The sequence below is a fragment of the Pseudomonas sp. B21-017 genome, assembly GCF_024749245.1.
Lineage (GTDB): Bacteria > Pseudomonadota > Gammaproteobacteria > Pseudomonadales > Pseudomonadaceae > Aquipseudomonas.
In genome coordinates, this window is the sequence record NZ_CP087194.1 from 4,013,045 (window position 1) to 4,034,831 (window position 21,787).

At 58.6% G+C, this 21,787-nt stretch carries 19 protein-coding genes and 2 pseudogenes; 10 read left to right on the forward strand and 11 right to left on the reverse strand.

Features of this window, described 5'->3' with window-relative positions; genetic code table 11:
* The first annotated feature begins 2 nt into the window (after window positions 1-2).
* Window positions 3-542 (forward strand): G/U mismatch-specific DNA glycosylase, encoded by a 540-nt coding sequence (gene mug, locus LOY28_RS18085; protein ID WP_258612298.1) that lies wholly within the window; start codon window positions 3-5, stop codon window positions 540-542.
* On the opposite strand, the gene LOY28_RS18090 is transcribed toward mug, so the two are convergent.
* Both LOY28_RS18090 and LOY28_RS18095 read right to left on the reverse strand, forming a co-directional pair.
* Window positions 454-1,485: a helix-turn-helix domain-containing GNAT family N-acetyltransferase gene (locus tag LOY28_RS18090; RefSeq protein ID WP_086944893.1), complete on the reverse strand. Its 1,032-nt coding sequence runs from the start codon at window positions 1,483-1,485 to the stop codon at window positions 454-456. The two genes, mug and LOY28_RS18090, sit on opposite strands and share 89 nt — an antisense overlap.
* Window positions 1,486-1,532: 47 nt before the next feature.
* Window positions 1,533-2,438, reverse strand: a complete 906-nt coding sequence (locus LOY28_RS18095; RefSeq protein ID WP_258612299.1) for a LysR family transcriptional regulator — start codon at window positions 2,436-2,438, stop codon at window positions 1,533-1,535.
* A 109-nt stretch (window positions 2,439-2,547) separates the two neighbouring features.
* Here LOY28_RS18095 and LOY28_RS18100 point away from each other — a divergent pair, with 109 nt between their 5' ends.
* On the forward strand, window positions 2,548-3,786 hold the full coding sequence (locus LOY28_RS18100) for an SGNH/GDSL hydrolase family protein (protein ID WP_258612300.1): 1,239 nt from the start codon (window positions 2,548-2,550) through the stop codon (window positions 3,784-3,786).
* Window positions 3,787-3,911: 125 nt separating this feature from the next.
* Complete coding sequence (locus LOY28_RS18105) at window positions 3,912-5,453, forward strand: sensor domain-containing diguanylate cyclase (RefSeq protein WP_168206173.1); 1,542 nt, start codon at window positions 3,912-3,914, stop codon at window positions 5,451-5,453.
* Between the two features lie 45 nt (window positions 5,454-5,498).
* Here LOY28_RS18105 and LOY28_RS18110 read toward each other — a convergent pair whose 3' ends face one another.
* The 4 genes from LOY28_RS18110 to LOY28_RS18125 are packed head-to-tail and all read right to left on the reverse strand — an operon-like array spanning window position 5,499 to window position 9,069.
* On the reverse strand, window positions 5,499-6,338 hold the full coding sequence (locus LOY28_RS18110; protein WP_018930067.1) for a sugar phosphate isomerase/epimerase: 840 nt from the start codon (window positions 6,336-6,338) through the stop codon (window positions 5,499-5,501).
* A 1-nt stretch (window position 6,339) separates the two neighbouring features.
* Complete coding sequence (locus tag LOY28_RS18115) at window positions 6,340-7,581, reverse strand: NAD(P)/FAD-dependent oxidoreductase (RefSeq protein ID WP_258612301.1); 1,242 nt, start codon at window positions 7,579-7,581, stop codon at window positions 6,340-6,342.
* An 18-nt stretch (window positions 7,582-7,599) separates the two neighbouring features.
* A complete protein-coding gene (locus tag LOY28_RS18120) occupies window positions 7,600-7,920 on the reverse strand; it encodes a MocE family 2Fe-2S type ferredoxin (RefSeq protein WP_018930065.1) in 321 nt (106 codons plus the stop codon).
* Between the two features lie 36 nt (window positions 7,921-7,956).
* Window positions 7,957-9,069 (reverse strand): fatty acid desaturase family protein, encoded by a 1,113-nt coding sequence (locus LOY28_RS18125; protein WP_258612302.1) that lies wholly within the window; start codon window positions 9,067-9,069, stop codon window positions 7,957-7,959.
* A gap of 183 nt (window positions 9,070-9,252) precedes the next feature.
* Here LOY28_RS18125 and LOY28_RS18130 point away from each other — a divergent pair, with 183 nt between their 5' ends.
* Window positions 9,253-10,314 (forward strand): LacI family DNA-binding transcriptional regulator, encoded by a 1,062-nt coding sequence (locus LOY28_RS18130; protein WP_258612303.1) that lies wholly within the window; start codon window positions 9,253-9,255, stop codon window positions 10,312-10,314.
* 177 nt (window positions 10,315-10,491) lie between these two features.
* Here the strand turns inward: LOY28_RS18130 and LOY28_RS18135 are convergent, their stop codons facing one another.
* Complete coding sequence (locus tag LOY28_RS18135; protein WP_258612304.1) at window positions 10,492-12,507, reverse strand: sigma-54-dependent Fis family transcriptional regulator; 2,016 nt, start codon at window positions 12,505-12,507, stop codon at window positions 10,492-10,494.
* A 194-nt stretch (window positions 12,508-12,701) separates the two neighbouring features.
* Here LOY28_RS18135 and LOY28_RS18140 point away from each other — a divergent pair, with 194 nt between their 5' ends.
* The 3 genes from LOY28_RS18140 to LOY28_RS18150 all read left to right on the forward strand — a co-directional run bounded on the left by LOY28_RS18140 (window position 12,702) and on the right by LOY28_RS18150 (window position 15,535).
* Window positions 12,702-13,724, forward strand: coding sequence for a Gfo/Idh/MocA family oxidoreductase (locus LOY28_RS18140; protein WP_258612305.1), 1,023 nt, complete (start codon window positions 12,702-12,704; stop codon window positions 13,722-13,724).
* Window positions 13,721-14,509: a TIM barrel protein gene (locus LOY28_RS18145; protein WP_258612306.1), complete on the forward strand. Its 789-nt coding sequence runs from the start codon at window positions 13,721-13,723 to the stop codon at window positions 14,507-14,509. The genes LOY28_RS18140 and LOY28_RS18145 overlap by 4 nt, the downstream gene beginning before the upstream one ends.
* A gap of 99 nt (window positions 14,510-14,608) precedes the next feature.
* Window positions 14,609-15,535: a sugar ABC transporter substrate-binding protein gene (locus LOY28_RS18150; protein WP_258612307.1), complete on the forward strand. Its 927-nt coding sequence runs from the start codon at window positions 14,609-14,611 to the stop codon at window positions 15,533-15,535.
* Window positions 15,536-15,619: 84 nt separating this feature from the next.
* Here the strand turns inward: LOY28_RS18150 and LOY28_RS18155 are convergent, their stop codons facing one another.
* Both LOY28_RS18155 and LOY28_RS18160 read right to left on the reverse strand, forming a co-directional pair.
* The gene (locus tag LOY28_RS18155; RefSeq protein WP_026331794.1) at window positions 15,620-16,603 is read right to left on the reverse strand and encodes a GlxA family transcriptional regulator; all 984 of its coding nucleotides are present in this window, start codon (window positions 16,601-16,603) and stop codon (window positions 15,620-15,622) included.
* A 201-nt stretch (window positions 16,604-16,804) separates the two neighbouring features.
* A pseudogene (locus tag LOY28_RS18160) lies at window positions 16,805-16,918 on the reverse strand (hypothetical protein); the annotation flags it as partial.
* Here LOY28_RS18160 and LOY28_RS18165 point away from each other — a divergent pair.
* Window positions 16,872-16,985 (forward strand): annotated as a pseudogene (locus tag LOY28_RS18165) (3-methyl-2-oxobutanoate hydroxymethyltransferase); the annotation flags it as partial. The pseudogenes LOY28_RS18160 and LOY28_RS18165 sit on opposite strands and share 47 nt — an antisense overlap.
* Window positions 16,986-17,148: 163 nt before the next feature.
* On the opposite strand, the gene LOY28_RS18170 reads toward LOY28_RS18165, so the two are convergent.
* Window positions 17,149-17,817, reverse strand: coding sequence for a hypothetical protein (locus LOY28_RS18170; protein WP_258612308.1), 669 nt, complete (start codon window positions 17,815-17,817; stop codon window positions 17,149-17,151).
* A 116-nt stretch (window positions 17,818-17,933) separates the two neighbouring features.
* Complete coding sequence (locus LOY28_RS18175; protein ID WP_258612309.1) at window positions 17,934-19,109, reverse strand: XylR family transcriptional regulator; 1,176 nt, start codon at window positions 19,107-19,109, stop codon at window positions 17,934-17,936.
* 175 nt (window positions 19,110-19,284) lie between these two features.
* On the opposite strand from LOY28_RS18175, the gene xylA reads away from it, so the two are divergent.
* Both xylA and xylF read left to right on the forward strand, forming a co-directional pair.
* Window positions 19,285-20,601, forward strand: a complete 1,317-nt coding sequence (gene xylA / locus LOY28_RS18180) for a xylose isomerase (RefSeq protein WP_258612310.1) — start codon at window positions 19,285-19,287, stop codon at window positions 20,599-20,601.
* A gap of 148 nt (window positions 20,602-20,749) precedes the next feature.
* Window positions 20,750-21,751: a D-xylose ABC transporter substrate-binding protein gene (gene xylF, locus LOY28_RS18185; RefSeq protein WP_018930054.1), complete on the forward strand. Its 1,002-nt coding sequence runs from the start codon at window positions 20,750-20,752 to the stop codon at window positions 21,749-21,751.
* Window positions 21,752-21,787: the final 36 nt, after the last annotated feature.

A 21,787-nucleotide genomic window follows, 5' to 3' on the forward strand; every position in this document is an offset into this window, starting at 1 on the left:
GGGTGAGTGAAGGACTCGAAGACATTCTCACCGAACGGCTTGCGGTGATTTTTTGTGGCATTAATCCGGGCGTGACTGCCGCCGCCCTGGGCCATCATTTTGCGGGTCGAGGCAATCGCTTCTGGCGCACACTCCATCTCGCCGGTTTTACGCCTACAGAGGTGCACCCGGAAAACGACCGGACGATCTTGCAATATCAATGTGGATTAACCGCAGTGGTTGAACGGCCTACAGCGCGAGCGGATCAGCTGTCCGTGCGTGAGTTCACCGCTGCCGCCGCGGATTTTGAACAAAAGATCGCACACTATGCGCCACGCTTTGTGGCGTTTCTCGGCAAAGCTGCGTACAGCGCGTTGTCCGGTCAACGGGACATCGCGTGGGGGCTTCAGTCAAAAACTTTTGGTGATGCCTCGGTCTGGGTCCTGCCCAATCCCAGCGGGCGAAATCGCGCATTCACGCAAGATCAATTGGTGGATGCGTATCACCAACTCCATTTAGCGGCCCAGCAACCGGGCCAGGTCGCACAAAACACTGTTCGATAACCGTCGCCCCCCACTGCTGGCCCTCTTGCTCCTGTTCCAACTTGAAGCCAAAGTCTTCATACAGTTTACGAGCCACATCCAGGCCTTTGAACGTCCACAACCGCGTCGCGCAAAAGCCCTGTTCGTCACAGAATTTCATGGCTTCAGCCAGCAAGCGTTTGCCTGCGCCTTTGCCTCGCGCCGAGTCATCCAGAATGAAACAGCGCAGAATCGCTTCGCCGCCCTCGCCTTCACCGTCTATGGCGATGGAACCGACAATTCGCTGGCCATCCAACGCCACCCAAACCTCGTTGCGTGGATTGTGCAAACGCCCCATCAACTCCGCCATGTCCGATGCAACCAGGCTTTCGAACGGCTGGCCGAAATTCGAATGCCGTGCGTAGTAGTCGGCATGCATTTGCACCATGCGGCCGATGATTCCGGGCCGGTAGCCCCGAGCGATCTCCAGCTGCGCGGGTGGCTGCGGCGCTGTACCGAGTCGATGAGCTTGCAGTGCGCCGGCATAGTTGGCGATGCCCTCACTCACCGCTTGTTGTTGCTCATTCGTCAGATAAACCAAGGCAGCGTCCACCTGTTGCCTGGCGAACGAATCAATGGCTCGCAGGGTTTTCTTGCCCTGTGCCGTGAGTCGCAGTTTCTTGGAGCGCGCATCCTCCTCGTGTGGAATTTCTTCGATCTCGCCGGCCTCAATGAGCTTGCGCACCATCCGGCTCACGGTGGATTTTTCCAGGCCGAGCAGCTCCACAAGTTCCCCTGCTGTCAGCGCCCCCCGATCCCCAATCTCCACGATCGTGTGAACAAACGAAGGCGAATAGTCCGTCGCCGCCAGCGTGGTTTGCATGAACCCCAACTCGCGAACCATGAGGCGCGACGCCGAACGGACTTGGTTGATCAGGTCTGACTGGGTACGGGTCACGGCAAGCACCTCGAACAGAATGTGCATTTAGTTGTATAACACAACCAAATACCCGTCAAATCAAGGGTGCTACGTCAAGGCAAGAAACCAGGCAATTGCCCTACCCGTTCGGCCAGATACTGCATCAATAAACGCGTGCGCAGCGGGCGGTAGCGGCGTTCGGGATAGATCAGAAAAGCGTCGTTCGGTGGGCCGCTCCAGTCGGGCAGCACCCGGACCAACTGCCCGCTTTCAAGCAGGTCGCTGACCAGCCAGGCCGGCGTGATACACAGCCCCGCGCCCTGCAGAAGACCGTCGCGAATGGCCAATGAGCTGTTGGTTCGATAGCGCCCCTGAGTCGTGACACTGATTTGCTCACCATGGGGGCCGTTGAGCTCCAGACGGTCGCCCGCGGTCAACCACGCAAAACGCAGGAAGTTGTGCTCGCTCAAGTCCGCCGGGCTGTTCAATGGGGAATGGTTGCGCAGGTATTCCGGTGCGGCCACCAGATAGCGCGGTGAAGTCGCTATGCGTCGGGCAACGGCGTTCGGCGGCAGGCTGCCCCCCAGGCGCAGGGCCAGGTCGACGTTTTCCTCAGTGAGATCGACGAAACGATCATTGAGGATCAGTTCAACTTCAATGGCCGGATACTGCTCCATGAACGACAACAGCAACGCATTCAACCGCAACACACCGAGGCTTACCGGAACGTTGACGCGCAGAAAACCTTCGGGGCGTTCGGTCAGACCACGCACATCCGCAACGGCCTCGCCGTACTCTTCCAGCACGCCTTTGGCACGCTCATAGAAACGCTTTCCCTGTTCGGTAGGTGTCAATCCGCTGGTGCCACGAATCAACAAACGGGCTCCCAATTGCTTTTCCAGGGCCGCGACCAGTTTGCTGACGGTGGGCTGAGTGCTGCCTAACTCACGCGCGGCAGATGACAGGCTTCCGAGCTCAATGGCGCGGACAAAACAATGCATCGCTCTAAGACTGTCCATGGGCATTCGATTCTGGAATGGGCTGTATGCAGTTTCCCCTTCTACCACACGCATTTTGAATAGACCAATCTGGCCTTCTTGATCCATTTCCCCCCAAGGAGATACCTGGATGAAAGCCTTTCACTCGAGAATACCGTTGCCTCTTGCCTTGACTGCCCTGCTTGCCGCAAGCCCTGTCATGGCGGCGGAAAACTGGGTCACCACCTGGATGGCCAGCCCTCAACCCACCTGGGGCAACGAACTGCCACTGCCCACGCGAATTCCGGAAGCGCTGACCGATAGCACCCTTCACCAGAGGGTGCGCATCAGCAGCGGCGGAAGCCGGTTACGGGTGGTGGTTTCCAACGAATATGGCAAGCAACCGCTGGTCATCGGTGCCGCGCGTATCGCCTTCACTGAGGGCGTCGATCAGATTCGCCCAGGCTCCGGGCACACGCTGAAGTTCAGTGATCAGGAACAAGTCACCCTCGCTGCGGGTGAAACGCGGATCAGTGATCCGATAGATCTGGCAGTGCCGGCACTCAGTGAGCTGGCGATCTCTCTTTATCTGCCGCAGCACACGCCGTTGACAACCTTCCACTGGGATGGCAAACAAACCGCATTTATCACCCCTGGCAAACATGTCGACGCTCAGCGACTGGAAGGCAGCGAGCAGGTGGAGGCGCGGCTGTTTCTCAGCGACATCCTGGTGGATGCACCGCTCGACACCCGTGCCCTTGTGGTGCTCGGCGACTCGATTACCGATGGCAATGGCTCGACCCTGGACAGCAATCGACGCTGGCCGGACTTCCTCGCTCAACGCTTGGCCGCGCAGAGGCTCGCGGTGCTCAACGCTGGGATATCCGGGGCTCGCCTGCTCGAAGATGGCATGGGTGTCAGTGCACTGGCGCGTTTCAAGCGCGATGTGCTGGGCAAGCCCGGAGTAAAAACGGTGATTGTGATGCTCGGCATCAATGACATCAGTTGGCCGGGCTCCTCCTTCGCTCCGAACGAACGCCTGCCAGCCAAGGAACAGTTGATCGCGGGCTATCGGCAACTGATCGATCAAGCGCGCCTGAACAACATTCGCATCATTGGAACAACCCTGATGCCGGTCGAAGGCGCCCTGGATGGAACGAGCGTGAAGAACTATCACAGCGCCGAGAAAGAACAACTGCGCCAGGCCATTAATGACTGGATACGTACCAGTCACGCATTCGATGCCGTGATCGACTTCGATCTAATGACCCGTGATCCTGAACACCCAAGTCGTTTGCTGCCGACTATCGACTCCGGCGACCACTTGCATCCCGGCGATACCGGCAACAAGGCGATGGCCGAGGATATCGACCTGAAAACGCTGATCTAGTCGTTTGAAACAAAACGCGAAAAACCATATGGATCTTGAATTGCCCAAGTTCGAGAATGACATGAACTGTTGGCACCGATGGAGATCAGCAGATAATGTAGTCGAAATTCATCCTAGGGGGTTTTGTGGAAAACCGCTCCGAAGACAATACCCGCCACTCCCCTTTGCAGCCGAGAAGACTGCCGGCAACAGCGATCTCCGTCGTGTTCATGGCTTTAGTCACCCTCTCGATACTGAGTATTTACTGGCTTCAAGCCGCCCAAAGTAAAGCCTATGAACTCTCACAAGCAAAACTGGTATCAGGCAATTTGACGTGGTCGATGGCCCAACAAGCGACTGACACGTTTGATGAAGCCAACCTGATCCTGGATGAACTGATCGACAGAATAAAAGACAACCCAAGTGCCCAACAGCTCGATAAAACGCAAAAACTGCTTAAGCGCAGAGTCTTTACCACCGAACAGTTGCACGGCCTTTTTTACTATGATGAAAACGGCAACTGGATCCTGACTTCGTTCGATTCGAAACCTGAAGCGCCCAACAATGCCGATCGTGATTACTTCATCTTTCACAAAAACAACGTAACCCTGTCGCCTCGCATCGGCCGGGCCATCCGCAGCCGCACGACCGGCGAATGGATTATTCCTCTTTCCCGACGAATCAACGATAGCGAGGGCCATTTTAAGGGTGTCGTGCTGGCCACGATCAAAATGGCCTACTTTGACAAGTTCTTCTCAACGTTCTCCATTGACCGCAAAGGCGCCATTTTCCTGGCCCTTCCCGACGGAACGATAATCGCCAGGCGACCATTTGCTGAAGAGTTCATCGGTGCGTCGCTAGCCAAAGGGGAAATATTTTCCATCTATTTACCCAAGTCTCCGGCTGATACCGTCATGATCAAATCGATTATCGACGGCGTTGATCGACTCTTCGGCTACAGGTTGCTTCAAAAATATCCGCTGGTCGTCGCTGCCGCCAATTCACGGGAAGCCATTTTTGCCGAGTGGAAAACCGGAACAATCAAGATGGCATTGATGATTGGCGCAGTGCTGCTGGTCAACCTTCTTGTCGGCCTCTTGCTCATCAAGAAAATACGTTACGGCGTCTCGGTAGAAAATCATTTGAAGCAGACCCGGGCAGCCCTGGAAAAACTGGTATTGCAAGATGCCCTCACCGGACTTGCAAACCGACGCCACCTCGAAAACAGCTTGCAGCAGGAATGGCTTCGCGCGGTAAGACATCACTCTCCGATCAGTTTGATAATGCTCGACATTGATTATTTCAAAAGCTTCAACGATCAATACGGGCACATTGCCGGCGACCATTGCATCGCTTCCGTAGCGCAGGCAATCGCACAATGCATTCACAGGCCATCGGATTTAGCCGCGCGGTACGGTGGCGAAGAGTTTGCGGTATTACTACCCGATACAGATGCCGAAGGTGCCTACTCCATTGCCGAAGACATCAGGCTCGCGGTGCTGAACCTTGCTATTGCACACGATGGCAACCTGGCCAGGCGGGTGACCGTCAGCTTGGGGGTTTATGCCTGCGTACCGGAGACTGCCGAATATAAGCAGCTGCTGACACAGGCGGACTCGGCACTGTACCGGGCGAAACGCTCAGGCCGGAATCAGACTGCCTGCTTGTCTTTGATCGAGGCCGGATAAGGCTGTAGGAGCGAGCACCGCTCCCTCCTACAGGGTTTTCGTCGCTCAGCAAGACCGCTCCCGACACTCATCCCAGACCTCACGCATCAATTCCTTAAGCATCAACGCCTCGGCCCAGCGGTCGGTGATGTCGCGTCCGTCGGCCCCGGTGATGGCATAGGGTGGCGGGCCGAGTTCACAGGTGAAGGACAGGCTGCTGGGCGTGTCCGGTCGGGCCAGCCAGTTCTCGATCCCATAGCGCCACCAGCCCAAGAAACGCTCCAGCCAAGGTCGATGCTGGGCGAAACTCAAAGGCACCTGGACCTGTTCGCTGTTGGCGACACGGCCGTGAAACCCCCAACTATTGCGCAGAATGGTCTGGATCTGTTCGTCGTCTTCGGCCGCGGCCGGCTCCGGCAGTTCGCGGCCCACGACATAGTGGGACAAGTCGGCCAACAGTTTGAGATCGGGCATTTGCGCGAGAATGTCGAGGGTGAACAACAGGTCACTGGTGAGGCGATAACGGTGGGTTTCCAGCAGGATCGGAAAGTCCACCTGCTCGGCCAGTCGCTGCCACCCCTCGATCAACTGGATGGCTTGCGCCAGCGTGCGTGGCCGGACGTCGGCTTGCAGCGTGAGATGGTGGCAGCCGTAGCGGGACGCGACGTCGATCGCTGCCGCCAGATCATCCACGGTGCGGGGGAACACCTGACCTTCGATTTGCAGGCCCTGCGCCTTGGCGGCGGCATGCAAGCGTGCGGCATGGTTCGCCACCCAGAAATGGTCAGTGATTCCGTCGAAACCGGCGGCAGCGATTTTCTCCAGTTGCGCTTCCAACGCAAGTTCGCATTGGCCATGGTGATCTTGCATGGCCCAAAGGGACTGGAAGACCAGGAATTCACGCATGTCAGTTCCTCAGCAGTTGTTTGAGCGATACTTCGGCGTCGGCCAGAGCCTCTACCGAGAGGGGGTTATGCGAAGCGATCAGTCGTTCGCACAACTTGATGTCCTTGGCGACGCTATTGCCCCGGCCCCAGCCGCAAGCGCCTTGCAGACGTTGTTCGTCATCGAGGTAGAACAACAGGAAACCGCCGCCCGGGGTTGTCCGGCTCGCCGTGGGTTCTGTGTTTGCGATCACACCCACGGTCTGCAATCCCCAGTCGTACTGGTCGGACCAGAAACCGGGAATGACCTCGTAAGGAAACTCGCCGCCCAACAGATTCCGGGCGGCATGGCGGCCCTGGGTTTCGGCGTTGCGCCAGGTTTCCTGACGCTGGAAACCGCCTTGCGGGTGCAGCCGAAATTCACAGACATCCCCCGCCGCAAAGATGTCCGGCGCGCTGGTGCGCAATTGGGCATCGACGCGAATGCCTTGGCCGACCTCAAGCCCGGCAGCCATGGCCAACTCGGTGTTGGGTTGCATGCCGATGCCTACCACCACCAGATCACAGGGCAGCAGTTGGCCGTCGACCAGTTGCACGGATTCAACATGAGTAGTGCCCTGCACTGCTTCAATGGCCACGTTCAGTCGGACATCCACGCCCTGGCTGCGATGCAATTCCAACAGAACGCTGGACAACCGTCCCGGCAACACCCGTCCCGCCAGGCGCGGCCCGGCTTCGAGCAAGGTCACCGCGCAACCCAAGGCTCGGGCGGTGGCTGCGACTTCGAGGCCGATGAAGCCACCGCCGATGATCACCAGTCGGGTGTCGGGCCGCAACGAAGCGCGCAGTGCCAGTGCCTCGTCATGGCTACGCAGATAAAGCACATTGCGCAGATGCTCGGGCACACAGGCAAGCTTGCGCGAGCACCCTCCCGTCGCCAGCAACAGCCGGGCGTAATGCAGCCAGCTGCCGTCGGCCAATTGCAGACGATGCCGTTGCGGGTCCAGGCCTTTTACCGGGTTACCGGCCAGGTGTTCGATGCCCAGTTCAGCGAGCCGAGCGCTATTGCACAGGCTGTAGCCCGCCAGATCGACCGTGCCCTGCAGCAACCCTTTGGACAGCGGCGGACGTTCATAAGGCGGGTGAAACTCGTCGCCTATCAGGATCAGGCGACCGCTATAACCTTCGTCGCGCAGGGTCAGGGCCGCGCGGCCACCGGCATGCCCGGCGCCAACAATGACCAGTGGAGCATTGGCAGGACTCATGGCACAGACTCCGTGCAGTTAAACCGTGATGGCGAGCAACACACGCCCCGCCTCGACCCGGACTTCATAGGTCTTGAGGTTGACGCACACCGGTGCGCCGAGGGCTTTGCCGGAGCGGTAGTCGAAACGCCCGTTGTGTTTGGGGCACTCGATGACGTGCTCCATCACCAGGCCATCGGCGAGGTGAATGGACTCGTGGGTGCATAGGCCCGCCGTGGCGAAAAACTCGCTGTTGGCAGAGCGGTAGACGGCATAGGTGTGCGGGCCATGGTCGAAACGAATGACGTCTTCTTCGTTGATATCGCCCACGGCACATACATCGATCCATTGATCGGTCATGGCGTTTTCTCTGGTAGTGGTACAGACAGGAAGGTGTCAGGCCGGCGTTACTTCAGGCTCTGCCTGGACGGTGGCGGCCGATGCTGCGCGTTGTGGCAAAGGACGACAGACGAAATGGCTCGGGTCTTTGCGCTGCCTCCAGATAGTCGGGATGATTTCCTTGAAGGCCTCGGACAGGCTGCCGTAAGGCGGCGGGCAGTCGCGGCGGATCTCTTCGTGAAGCTGCGCCAGCGCATGAAAAGGCACCATCGGATACATGTGATGTTCCAGGTGATAGTTCATGTCGAGGTACAGGAAACGCAGCAGTCGGTTCATGTAAATCGTGCGGCAGTTGCTGCGGTGATCGAGTACGTCTTCCGCCAGGCCGACGTGCTGCGAAAGGCCGAACAGGTAGGACAACCAACCGCCATAGAGGGTCGGCAGACCGATAAACATCAGCGGCAACCAGCTCTGCAGAAAAAGCGCCGTGCCCGCGGTAAGCCCATAGATGACCAGCCAGACGCGTGCGTCTCGCGCCACTTTGGGCCATTCGGATTCGGGGATGAAGGTCTGCTCTTCTTCACCCATCCGCCCGACTGCATGCCGGCAAACTGACCCCATCGTCTTCAACGCGTAAGGCATTCTGAACAGACTCAGCACCATCATGATCAGACTCGGTGGACGCGGCTCGACGATTTCCGGATCGCGACCAACGATGATGGTGTCGGTGTGATGCCGCGCATGGCTCCAGCGCCAGACCTGGGGTTCAAACATGAACATGAAGCTCGACAGCTGGTAGACCGCATCATTCATCCAGCGGGTCTTGAACGCCGTACCGTGACCCGTTTCGTGCCAACGGGCATTGGACGCGGTGCCATAGAGCAGCCCATAGACGAAGAAGAATGGAACGCAGGCCCAGGAGCCCCAGAACCAGTAACCACCGAAGCCGGTCACAGCCATCGTCGACAGCCAAATGGCGGTATCACGCAGGGCCGGGCCATCGCGACGCTGCATCAATTCTTTCATGCGTTTGCGGGAGATGGGCGATTGGTACCACGTTGCCGATACCAAACCTTTTTGCGCCGCTCGGGCGGCTTCGGGACCGGTCAATCGATAATCCCTTGGCACGGGTTTATCGGTTTTTTCAAAGGCTGCGTTGTGTTCGGGCATTTTATTGTTCTCCGCAAGCTTGATGGTTTTAAGCACTTGCTTTCGATGCGGGATGGCATCGCTGGAGAAAATATAGAGAGCGCACAAACCACCCTCAATCCCTTGAATACATTCCCTATCAAGCTATCATCCAGGCCCATTGCAGCTTGATAGTTTTCTATCAAAGCGACTCAAGGGCCCACCATGAACAACAAAAAACGCCCCACCATCGCCACCGTTGCCGAGCACGCTCGCTTGAGTGTCGCCACCGTGGACCGGGTGCTCAATGCCCGGGCTCCGGTCAACCCGGCCACCGCCGAGCAGGTGTTCCAGGCCGCCGAAGCCGTCGGTTATTTCGCCGCCCGGCTGATCGGCCAGCGCATTCGCGAACGTCGTCCCAGCTATCGTTTCGGCATCCTGTTGCTCGGTACCGCCCAGGCGTTCTATGCCAACGTTGCCACCGCCATCACCGAGGCAGCGCAACGTCAGGCCGGCGCCAACCTGAGCTGCCAGTTCGAATACGTCTTCGATCGCACACCCAGCGCGATCATTGCCCAGATCGAACAACTGGCCGTGCAGTGTGATGGCCTGGCGGTGGTCAGCTTCGCTCACCCGCTGATCAATGCCGCCATCGCGCAGATCAGAGCCGCAGGCGTGCCGGTGATCGCCCTGCTGTCGGACATCCATGAGGCGGCAGAAGAACCTTACATCGGTCAGGATAATCATGAGGTCGGGCGCACCATGGGTTGGCTGCTGGCTCACACCTGCGGCGCACGCAAGGGCAGCGTCGGCGTATTGCTCGGCGGCCATCGTTTTCTTGGTCATCAGGCTCGGGTCGAGGGGCTGCGCAGTTACCTGGCGGAGCGCGCACCGGGGTTGCGGCTACTCGAAGCGGTGATCAACCTGGACAACTGCGATGTCACCGAAGAGGCGACGCTGGAACTCATCGCTCGCCATGCCGATTTGCGGGGGCTGTGCGTGGTCGGCGGTGGCGGCGACGGCATCATCCGGGCCCTGTCACAGCTGCCGAAACGGCCGTCGCTGTGTTGCATCCTGCAGGAGTCGACCGAGCTGTCTCGACAAGCCCTGGATCAAGGGTTGATCGACCTGGTCATCGACTCCCAGCCGCGATTGCTGGCGGCCGCGCTGGTCGACTTGCTGGTCGAGTTGCAGACCACGCCGGACTTCGATCCGCTCCGGCATCGGGTGCATATTCCGTTGCAGATCATTACCTCAGAGAACGCTCGAGGCTGCGTTCGCTGGTAGCAGCTGTCGAGCCTGCGAGGCTGCGTTCGGCTGCGCAGCAGTCGTGAATCCAGCTGACGCGGTATGCCTGACACACCGCGAGTTCTGGTTTTACGACTGCTGCGCAGCCGAACGCAGCCTCGCAAGCTCGACAGCTGCTACAGATCGCATTACGGCTTAAGTGAACAGCATTACCCATCAGAGGTCGGTGCTCGCACGAAAAGCATCGGCACTCAGCCCGAATCGATTCATCTTGTTGTACAGCCCACCACGAGAAACGTTCAGTTGCCGGGCGGCCAGGCGGATGTTGCCTCGGGCATCCCTGAGGGCGGCGATGATCGCGTTCATTTCATGGGTGCCAAGGTCCAGCGCAGCCCGGGGTTCGGGCACACTTCCCGGCACCGATGGCCGCAGCCTTTGCTTGATTTCAAGTGGCAGGTCACCCGGCTGGATCATCTCGGTCATCGCCAGATTGGTTGCGCGCTCGATGGTATTTTCAAGCTCCCGAACATTACCCGGCCAGCTGTAGGCCGAAAGAATATCCAGCGCCTCTGGCGAGATGCCCTGCACCGATTTGCGCAATGACCGCGCGCAACGAGCGAGAAAATGTCGCGCCAGCAAGGGCACATCTTCCCGGCGCATCCGCAGCGGCGGAACCGTCAGATTCAGGACGTTGAGCCGGTAGTAAAGATCCTCACGGAAAGCGCCATTGGCCACCGCCTGGCTCAGGTTGCGGTGGGTGGCGGCGATGATGCGCACATCCACCTGCTGCGATTTTTTCGCCCCCATGCGCGTCACCTCGCCTTCCTGCAAGACCCGTAGCAGACTGACCTGGGCATCGAAAGACATGTCGCCGATTTCGTCGAGGAAGATTGTGCCGCCATCGGCCAACTCAAACTTCCCGGCAGATCCGCCGCGAGCCGATCCGGTGAAGGCGCCCTCGACATGACCAAACAGTTCGCTTTGCACCAGATCGCGCGGAATGGCTCCGCAATTGACCGCCACGAAAGGACCGTCGCAACGCTCGCTGGCGTTATGGATCGCCTGGGCGAACAGCTCCTTGCCGGTACCGCTCTCACCCAGAATCAGCGTGGTCGATTCACTGCGACTGGCGATCCGTCCCAGGCGCAAGGCGTCTTGTATCGCTCGCGAATTACCTTGAATGGTCTCGAAGGTGTAGCTGGCTTGAGTGCCGATGACCCGGCGCGTAATTTCGCGGATGCGCCGGTTCTCACGCAACGAAACAATCCGCCCACCCTGCTCCAGCGGGCACACCGACACCAGACACGCCAAATGGCTGCGATCATGCAGTTCAAACGTGCAATCCAGATCTCGTAGCCCTTCCCCGCCATGCAGCAGAATCTTATCGGTCAGTTCGCTTTGCCCCAGACGACGGAACGGGCTGCCGAGCAGATCCTGGCCCACGCGGAACAATTGCCGGGCATAACGGTTGAGCGCCTTGATGCAGCCCTGCTCATCCAGCACCACCAGTCCCTCGTTGAGCACTTCAAGCACGGTTTGTTGTTCTTCCAGCAGGCTCTGCAGCGCCATCTGCCGCGAGACCGCTTCGGCCGCGGCCTGGACGGTGCCCAGCGTATGAAAATGAAACCAGCCCGGCTCAGCGGTCAGGGTCAGCATGGCGAGCGTCCTGCCCTGCGCATCCCTGATCGGCGCGGCGGCGCAGTGCATGCGCCGTCGACGCAAGCCGCTGGCGAAGTTTTCCTCGGCCAGCACATACACCAAGCGATCTTCGGCAAGCGCCAGCCCCGTGCAGTTGGTGCCCTGCACCGACTCCAGCAATCGGCTGCCCACCGGTGTGAGGTCCAGACCACAGAAATACAGGGTCGTGCCTTGAGCATCGGTCAGGTTGATATGGCCCCTGGGGTTGTAGGCCAGCAATCCCCCCATGACCTGCGCCGCCGCTGCAATCAACGTGCGATTGGCCGCCAGCGTCGCGGCCAGAACGGCAGGAGCAACAAATCGATATTCGCCATCCTCAGGATCGAGGCCGGTGCCGACGCTGCGCCGCCAGGAATCCCAAATCACCTGCCTGACCCCGGCAGGTCGATCGGTGCGCCCGTTCAGACACGCCAGCCAGGCCTGTTCCAGCGCGGCGATCGAGCCTTCGTTCAACGACGCGGGGCCGAGAGCGGTGATGTAATCGAGGTCTTGCGCGCTGAAGGCTGTTACCTGTGGGTTGACCATCATCGACATCCGCTTCCATGTTCATGTTTTAGACATGTCAGTGTAGACATGTCCTGCGAATGAACACTTCTTTCAAAAAATATTGATTAACCCTTTGAATATCAACGACTTAAATACTGGCACAGCACTTGCTCAAAGGGTTATGCCAGCCGAGGACATTCCTGCGGCCAAGTCATTGAACAACAATAAAAGGGAGTCAATTCATGAGTACGTCCAAGATCATCCGCCTGGGCCTCATCGGCGCCGGCCGCATGGGCAGTTTTCACGGCCAGACGGCCGCCCGGCACATCCCCGGCGCCTGCCTGGCCGCCATCGCCGACCCTACCCCCGGCCAGGCCGCTCGGTTGGCGGCAGAGTTGGGGGTGCAGAAGGTCTATACCGATCCACAGCAACTGCTCGATGACCCGGAAATTGACGGCGTCCTGATCGCCGCCCCCGCCCGCAGCCATGCCGAACTGGTGATCAGTGCGGCCCGGTCCGGCAAAGGTGTGTTTTGTGAAAAACCCATGGCCATTACCCTCGACGAGGCCGACCGCGCGATCGCCGCAGCCGCCGATGCCCGCGTGCCGCTGCAGGTTGGCTTCAATCGTCGTTTTGCCAAAAGCTTCCGCGCCGCCCATCTGGACGTGGTCGCCGGCCGTATTGGTACGCCGCAACTGCTGCGCTCACTGACCCGCGATCCGGCGCTGAACAATCCGGCCGCTTCGCCGCAGTGGGTGATTTTTCTCGAAACCCTGATCCATGACTTCGATACCCTGCGCTACCTCAATCCCGGTGCCGAAGCGGTCGAAGTCTATGTCATGGCCGATGCGCTGATTGCACCGGACTACAAGAGCAAAGGGTTTCTGGACACCGCCGTGGTCACGATCCGTTTCGACAACGGCGCCATCGCCACGGCCGAGGCCAATTTCCAGGCCGTTTATGGCTACGATGTTCGAGGGGAAGTGTTCGGCAGCGCCGGCATGCTGACCATGGGCAGCGTCAGTGACTCAGACCTGGTGCGCTACTTGGCCAATGGCATCCAGGCCGACACCCAACGCATGGACACCGACCTGTTGCGGGATGCCTATGTGGCCGAGCTCAATCACTTTGTCGACTGCCTGCGCACCGGTGAAAAACCACTGGCCAGCGGTGAAGATGCCCGAGCGGCACTGACCATTGCCCGCGCGTGTATCGAGTCCGTCCAACAGGGCAAAGCAGTGCGCGTGCAAGGAGCCCGTTCATGAGTTTTATCCCGTTCAAACTGGCGATCAGCGCCGAGATGGTATTCCTCGACCTGCCGTTCACCGAACGCGTCAAACGGATTCACGCGCTGGGTTTCAGCGCCGAAATTTGGGACTGGACCCAGAAAGACATTCCGTCCCTGGTCGCCACCGGTGCTGACTTCACCTCCATGACCGGCTACATCTCAGGCAACCTGACCGACGCCGAAGGCATCCAGCATCTGCTCGACAGCGCACGGGAATCGCTGGCCGTCGCCGCACAACTGAATTGCCCGAGCCTCAACCTGCATGGCACTGGCTTGGACGATAAAGGCTTGCCGGTCAAACCCGTGGCCCACACCACCGGACGCATGTGGTTGAGCGCCTGCAAGACCCTGGAAAAAATCGCTCGCCTGGGCGAAGACGCGGGCCGAGTGTTCCTGCTGGAAAACCTCAATACCGAAGTGGACCACCCCGGCACACCCTTCGCCCGCGCAGACGATACCCTGGCGCTGATCGAGGCCGTGGGCAGCCCGCATTTGAAGATGAACCTGGACCTTTATCACGCCCAGATCGGCGAAGGAAACCTGATCGAACTGATCCAGCGCGCCGGCAACGCCATCGGCGAAATCCAGGTGGCCGATGTCCCCGGCCGCATGGAGCCCGGCACCGGTGAAATCCATTATCCGGCCATTGCCAAGGCCTTGTTCGGCATGGGATACACCGGGGTCGTCGGGCTCGAGGGCTGGGCCAGCGGCGACAGCGAAGTGGCACTTGAGCGTTTTCGGCAAGCCTTCACGCTGGATTGAGGACGCTGGCGCTCTCGATGGGTTTGATTCAGAGAGCGCCAGAAACTTCACGTTTGATCTTGATGAATTTCGACTCATAACAACAAAAGGAAAACCATCATGCGTCGCTGCACACTTCTATTTGCCACGCTGTTATTACTCGCCAGCCAATGGGCCGCCGCCAGCTATCGCATCGGCGTCAGCATTGCCAGGGTTGACGACAACTTCATGACCTATGTGCGCAGCGGCCTGGAAAATGCTGCCAGGAAGGAGAACGTCCAGATCCAGTTCGAGGACGCCCAGGGCGATGTGGTTCGCCAGCTCAATCAGATTCAGGGCTTTCTCGGTCAAAAGGTGGATGCCGTCATCGTCCTGCCCGTGGATACCGCCGCCACCGCCAACATGACCCGCGCAGCCGTCGAGGCGAAGATTCCTCTGGTCTACGTCAACCGCCACCCGGACGAACGCGTGCTGCCCAAAGGCGTGGTCACGGTGGCGTCCAATGACATCGAGGCCGGGCAACTGCAAATGCGCTACCTGGCCGACAAGCTGGGGGGCAAAGGCAACATCGCGATCATCATGGGCGACCTGGCACAGAACTCCACGCACGACCGCACCGAAGGGGTCAAACAGGTGCTCAAGGACTACCCCGGGATCAAAATCATCGAACAGCAAAGTGCCGAGTGGCAGCGCAACAAAGGGATGGACTTGACCAGCAATTGGCTGCTGGCTGGCACTGGCTTCGATGCCATCGTCGCCAACAACGACGAGATGGCCATCGGCGCGGCCATGGCACTGCAGCAAGCCGGCAAAGCCAAGGGCGAGATTGCGATTGTCGGCATCGATGGCCTGCCCGACGGCCTGGCGGCGATCAAGCGCGGGATGTTGGTCGCCTCCGTCTTTCAAGACCCCAAGGCCCAGGCGACCAGCGCGGTACAAGCGGCCATCAAGATGATCAAGGGCGATCCGGTCGAAGCGGATGTCTGGGTACCCTTTCAGCTGATCACGCCGGATCAGGTAGCGATGTTTGAGCAGCATTACAAATAGCGTCAAAAGCCGATCGATGGCTGCCCTGCGGGACGGGGCAGCAATCGGGCCGGAAGTCAGGTGCGCAGAGGTGAAGGAAAGCCTTTATTTAACGAGCCGCTTTTCCTTGGAAGGTCTGTACCCGAAGTACGAGCTATAACACTTGCTGAAATGACTGGGCGACACGAAGCCACAGGCCACCAACACGTCGACCTGGGACAGTTCGGTGTGCTGGAGCAGTCGCCGTGCTTCGGTGATCCGCAGTTCCATGTAATACCGCTGCGGCGTTGTACCGAGTTGCTCCTTGAACAAGCGTTCCAGTTGCCGCCGGGAACGGCCGGCATAGGCCGCCAGTTGCTCCAGTTCCAGAGGCTCTTCGAGGTTGGCGTCCATGAGCTTGACCACCTCGCGCAAGGGCGCGCTCACACAGATATTTTCGGCCGGTTTGATGCGCCGATAGCGAGACTCCTCGAACGCCAGAATGTCCTCGATCCCCTCGACGAGGGCTTTATCGTGCAGGCCCTTGATCCAGTCCAGCGCCATATGAAATGCCCCCGAGGGGCTGGACGCGGTGAGGCGGTCGCGATCAATGACGTAGGGTTCACTGGTGACTTGCGTCGCCTTGGAGATTTCCGCGAGTGCGGGGCGATGTTCGGGGTGAATGGCGCAACGATACCCATCGAGCAAACCTGCGCTGCCCAGAAACCATGCGCCATTCCACAACCCGGCCAGGCAGACACCCTGGTTCGCCGCCATACGCAACAGGCTGATGAACTCGTCATCAGCCTTGAGCTCTGTCCTGTAGCCGCCACAAATCACCAGCAGATCCAGGTCGTGAATGGCTGAAGCATCCAGACGTGCATCCGGCCGGATGACCAGCCCCAAATCGCTGATGACCTCGCCGTCGTTCAAACCGAACGTTCGCGAAGAGAACAACCTGGGTCGTAGAAGATTCGCGGTGACAATGGTGTCCAGTGCCTGGGTGAACGCGGGCAGCGAAAAATGCTCGAGCAGCACAAAGCCTGCCCGGGTCATACGAGCAGGCTCATCAGGGTTTTCATTCAGATAGCGGAGATTTTTTCCCTTCATGCCTCCGCTGAATTGGCGTCGTTCGATCAATGTTCGACCCACTCGGTTACTGCGTAGATAAAGCCTAATGCTAACTGTAGAAGCGCAAAAAGCCCTAGCAACATTATGCGACCGATCAAGCCAGTTGAAAGCCGTGACGAAGCGGGTCTTTGCCAGGCGCTGGACGTTAGGCAGCGTGGAGAGGCGTTCATCATAAAGCTGCTGGAAAGACGGCAGATCCCGAGAGACGACGTGGAGCAGGTAATCGGGCTTTCCAAAAAGCCTTTGCGTCTCTGCACATATCACCGCCGCCGTTGCCATTCCTACCGTCGGCATCGGTGCTGGCAACGGTTGTGACGCTCAAGTATTGGTGTGGCAAGACATGGCGGGACTGCGCACCGGACCTCGGGGGAGCTGAACACTGAAGTTGTCTAGTCATGAAATAGGTTTACACCTGTTTCACCCCAATGCCGTCCCCTATTCCGAAATAGGACTTCCCACATCATCCTGCGAACACCGTCGCAAGAGTAGCCACCAGGAGAGAGCCGAGACGGTACAATTCCGTCCTATCTGATTTTCGTTTGCAATGTTTTTGTCAAACTGGAAAAGTTTCTCAGCATCCCTGAAAAAGAAAACACCCCCCCATTCGTAAGCTTTACCACCACGCGTGGGCTACCTTTATCTCGGCGTAACTGAACGTCTAAAACATCCCTCAACAGGAAGGTTTTTTTCGTGAATCCGTAAATCTCCACACGTGTCTCATCAACGCGAACTGAAAACTTGAAAAGATAGGCGGCGTATATGATTACAATCGTGGCAAAACCAAAGCACATCAGGTACCCGACCGACGAAATCGGTTTCGCAGGATTATCTGAAATGGCTGGAACGATTATGAAAATCACAGAAACGGCAACTGCCAGAAATACAACATGGAAGGGATATCGGTAAACAGCCTTCCCTTCATTTGGGGCGCGAACCGGCATATCACCGACAGATGCTAGTCGCTCTTGTTGCCCCATCGATTCAGCCCGCAGTTCATTAAGCAGCTTTGCTGTCGCTATCCACACTACGAAGGCTATGAATAGATAAGCCATGCAAAAGTAAAGCCCCGGCGAAATTCGTATACCCCACCATTCAAAAAGCCAATTTCCGCCTTTCACTGCCACGAAACAGCCAATGACGACCAAAACTAATGCTCTGACAATATCCGGAAAGTACTTTGGTTTTTTCCTCATTTGCCACGCTCCTTCTGCTTACACAGAATTTAGTCGTGTTGCATCGACCAGTTGAATCCACAGTCGAAACCATCCCTTCGCACCACACAACAATCGACCAATTACACCCCGCATCACTATCTCGTGCCCTGCTGGTATTCACGGGGCGTACATCCAAACTCGCGACGGAACACCGTGTGTAGATATTGAGCGGATTTGAAACCGCAATTACGGGCAACGTCCGCAATCGCTGTGTCGGTATTTTCCAGCCCGCTGGTGGCGGCCGCCAATTTGAAGCGCAGAATCTCGTCGTGCACGCTGCAGCCTCGCACAGTGCGAAAGTGCGACTCCAGCGATGAGCGCGACACGCCAACATAAGCCGCTACCTGCGCCGTCTTGATGCCCTGGCAGGCATATTGGCGGATAAACAGCAGCGCTTGCATGACGTAGGGGTTGCCCAAAGGTTGGTGCAAACTCGACACCTGCACGTTGATCGCATCAGGCGGGATCAGGATGTGCGTGCCCGTGGACGGCTTGCCGTGCAGCATCTGGTGCAGCAGTTGCGCGGCGGTGCGGCCCATGGTTTCGGTGCCCTGGATGACCGAGCTCAGGGGGACCCGGGTCAGGCTGCGTGTCAGGGGGTCGTTGTCGATGCCGATCAACGCCACCTGCTCCGGTACGGCGATTCCGGCGGTCAGGCAGGCTTGCAGCAACTGCCGGGCGCGGGCGTCACTGACGGCGATGATGCCAATGGGCTTGGGCAGGCTCTGGAGCCAGGCGATCAGTTGTTCGACGGCGCTGTCCCAGAGCGGTGCGCTGGTACCCATGCCGCGATAGACCTCGGCGTGCAAGCCGTCACGTTGCATCAGTCGTCGAAAGGATTTTTCCCGCTCCTGAGCCCAACGATTTGCCTGCGCTTCGGGCAGGCTGAAGCAGGCAAAACGCTGCAGCCCTGCCTCGATCAAGTGCGTGTAAGCCAGTGTGATCAGTGCGTTATTGTCGGTAGCGACGTACGGGATCCCTTTCGGATAGGCCCGCTCGTCCTGATAAGAACCACCCACCGCCACCACGGGCAACTTGATATCGGCCAGCGCCTCGCCAATCAGCGGATCGTCGAAGTCGGCAATGATTCCGTCACCTTGCCAGCGCTCGATCCCTTTCAACCGGCAGAGAAAATCCTCTTCCAGGAACAGGTCCCAGGACGCGCGGGTGCTGCTCAGGTAGTTGCCGATGCCGCTGATGATGCCGCGGTCATAGATCTTGCTCCCGTTGAACAACAGTGCGATGCGGTGAACAGGCGGTACGGTTTTCATTGTTTTTATGCTTGTTCCGAGCCCCTTGTCACGGAGGCGGTTTGCACAGACTAGGCGTGCAGACAGCGAATCTCAATACGCAAAATCGCACCCGCTGTTGGTGATTTTCATAATCAGCAGGCACGGGGCCGTTGTTAGTATCGAGACACGCCCAAGAACAACAAGGACATTGCCAATGCCGTACTTCCCCGATGTCGACCGGATCCGCTACGAAGGCCCTGCCAGTGATTCTCCCCTCGCCTTCCGTCACTACGACGCCGACAAAATCATCCTCGGCAAACCCATGCGCGAACACCTGCGCATGGCCGCCTGTTATTGGCACACCTTCGTCTGGCCGGGTTCGGATGTGTTCGGTGCAGGTACTTTCAAGCGCCCGTGGCAACACGCCGGCGACCCGATGGAGCTGGCCATTGGCAAGGCGGCAGCCGCGTTCGAGTTCTTCTCCAAACTGGGTATCGACTATTACTGCTTCCACGACACCGATGTCGCCCCGGAAGGCAATTCGCTGAAGGAGTACCGCAACCACTTCGCGCAAATGATTGATCACCTGGAGCGACACCAGGAAGAAAGCGGGATCAAGCTGCTGTGGGGAACCGCCAACTGCTTCAGCAACCCGCGCTTTGCCGCAGGCGCCGCCAGCAACCCTGACCCCGAAGTGTTCGCCTGCGCTGCTGCCCAGGTATTCAGCGCCATGAACGCGACCCAACGCCTGAAAGGGTCCAACTACGTGTTGTGGGGCGGTCGCGAAGGCTACGAAACCCTGCTCAACACCGACTTGAAACGCGAACGCGAACAACTGGGCCGCTTCATGCGCATGGTGGTCGAGCACAAGCACAAGATCGGTTTCAAAGGCGACCTGCTGATCGAACCCAAGCCGCAGGAGCCGACCAAGCACCAATACGATTACGACAGCGCCACCGTGTTTGGCTTTCTCCAGCAGTTCGGCCTGGAAAAGGAAATCAAGGTCAACATCGAGGCCAACCACGCGACCCTGGCCGGTCATAGCTTTCATCACGAGGTTGCGACGGCCGTCTCGCTGGGGATTTTCGGCAGCATCGACGCCAACCGCGGTGATCCGCAAAACGGCTGGGACACCGATCAATTCCCCAACAGCGTCGAAGAAATGACCCTGGTCACCTACGAAATTCTCAAGGCCGGCGGGTTCAAGAATGGCGGGTTCAACTTCGACTCCAAGGTTCGCCGCCAGAGCCTCGATGAGATCGATCTGTTCCATGGTCACGTCGGCGCAATGGACGTCTTAGCCCTGTCCTTGGAGCGGGCAGCCGCCATGGTGCAGAGCGACCAGCTCCAGCTGCTCAAGGATCAACGCTACGCCGGCTGGCAGCAGCCGTTCGGGCAGGCGGTGCTGGCGGGTGAGTTCAACCTCCAGTCATTGGCCGAACACGCATTCGCCAACGAGCTGAATCCGCAGGCCGTCAGCGGCAGGCAGGAAATGCTCGAAAACCTCGTCAACCGGTTTATCTATCGCTGATCGCCAACGGGTCTGCGGGCGCAACAACGCTGTGACATTCGCACGACAAATCTGTGTCCGCTGCGTCTGCAGATTCTCTACAGTTCTACCAGCCCGATACTCATCGTCAGGCCGTGTCTTTCAAACAAAAATAAAAGGACGCACCACCATGAAGAAAGTAAAACGCGCGCTATTGGCCAGCGCCCTGGCTCTGCTGTCGCTGCCGGTGATGGCCGATGCCGCCCACCCGAAAATCGGTTTCTCCATTGATGATCTGCGGCTGGAACGCTGGTCACGTGACCGCGATTACTTCGTTGCGGCGGCGGAGAAAATGGACGCCAAGGTCTTCGTGCAGTCGGCCGATGCCAACGAGCAAAAGCAGATTTCGCAAATCGAAAACCTCATTTCCCGTGGCGTCGATGTCATCGTCATCGTGCCGTTCAACGCCACGGTCCTGACCAACGCAGTGGCCGAAGCGAAGAAAGCCGGAATCAAGGTCGTGTCCTATGACCGTCTGATACTCAACGCGGATATCGACGCCTACATTTCCTTCGATAACGAAAAGGTCGGCGAGATGCAGGCCAGCGGCGTGCTGCACGCAGCGCCCAAGGGCAATTACTTCCTGCTCGGTGGAGCGCCCACCGACAACAACGCAAAAGTCCTGCGCGAAGGGCAGATGAAAGTGCTGCAACCGGCCATCGACAAGGGTGATATCAAGATCGTCGGCCAACAATGGGTGAAGGAATGGAACCCTACCGAAGCGCTGAGCATTGTTGAAAACGCCTTGACCCGCAACGCCAACAAAATCGACGGCATCGTCGCCTCCAACGACGCCACGGCAGGCGGCGCCATCCAGGCCCTGGCCGCTCAGCAACTGGCCGGCAAGGTGCCGATTTCGGGGCAGGATGCGGACCTTGCAGCGGTCAAGCGAGTGATCGCCGGCACTCAAACCATGACCGTGTACAAGCCGCTAAAACTCATCGCCTCCGAAGCCGCCAAGCTCTCGGTGCAACTGGCGCGTAATGAGAAACCCGCCTACAGCTCGCAGTACGACAACGGCAGCAAAAAAGTCGACACCATCCTGCTCACTCCGACTCCGTTGACCAAGGACAACATCGACCTGCTGGAACAGGACGGGTTCTACACCAAGGCGCAGATTGCCGGAAAGTGATCATCACCCCGTAATGCCCCCCTGCAGGAGCTCGCT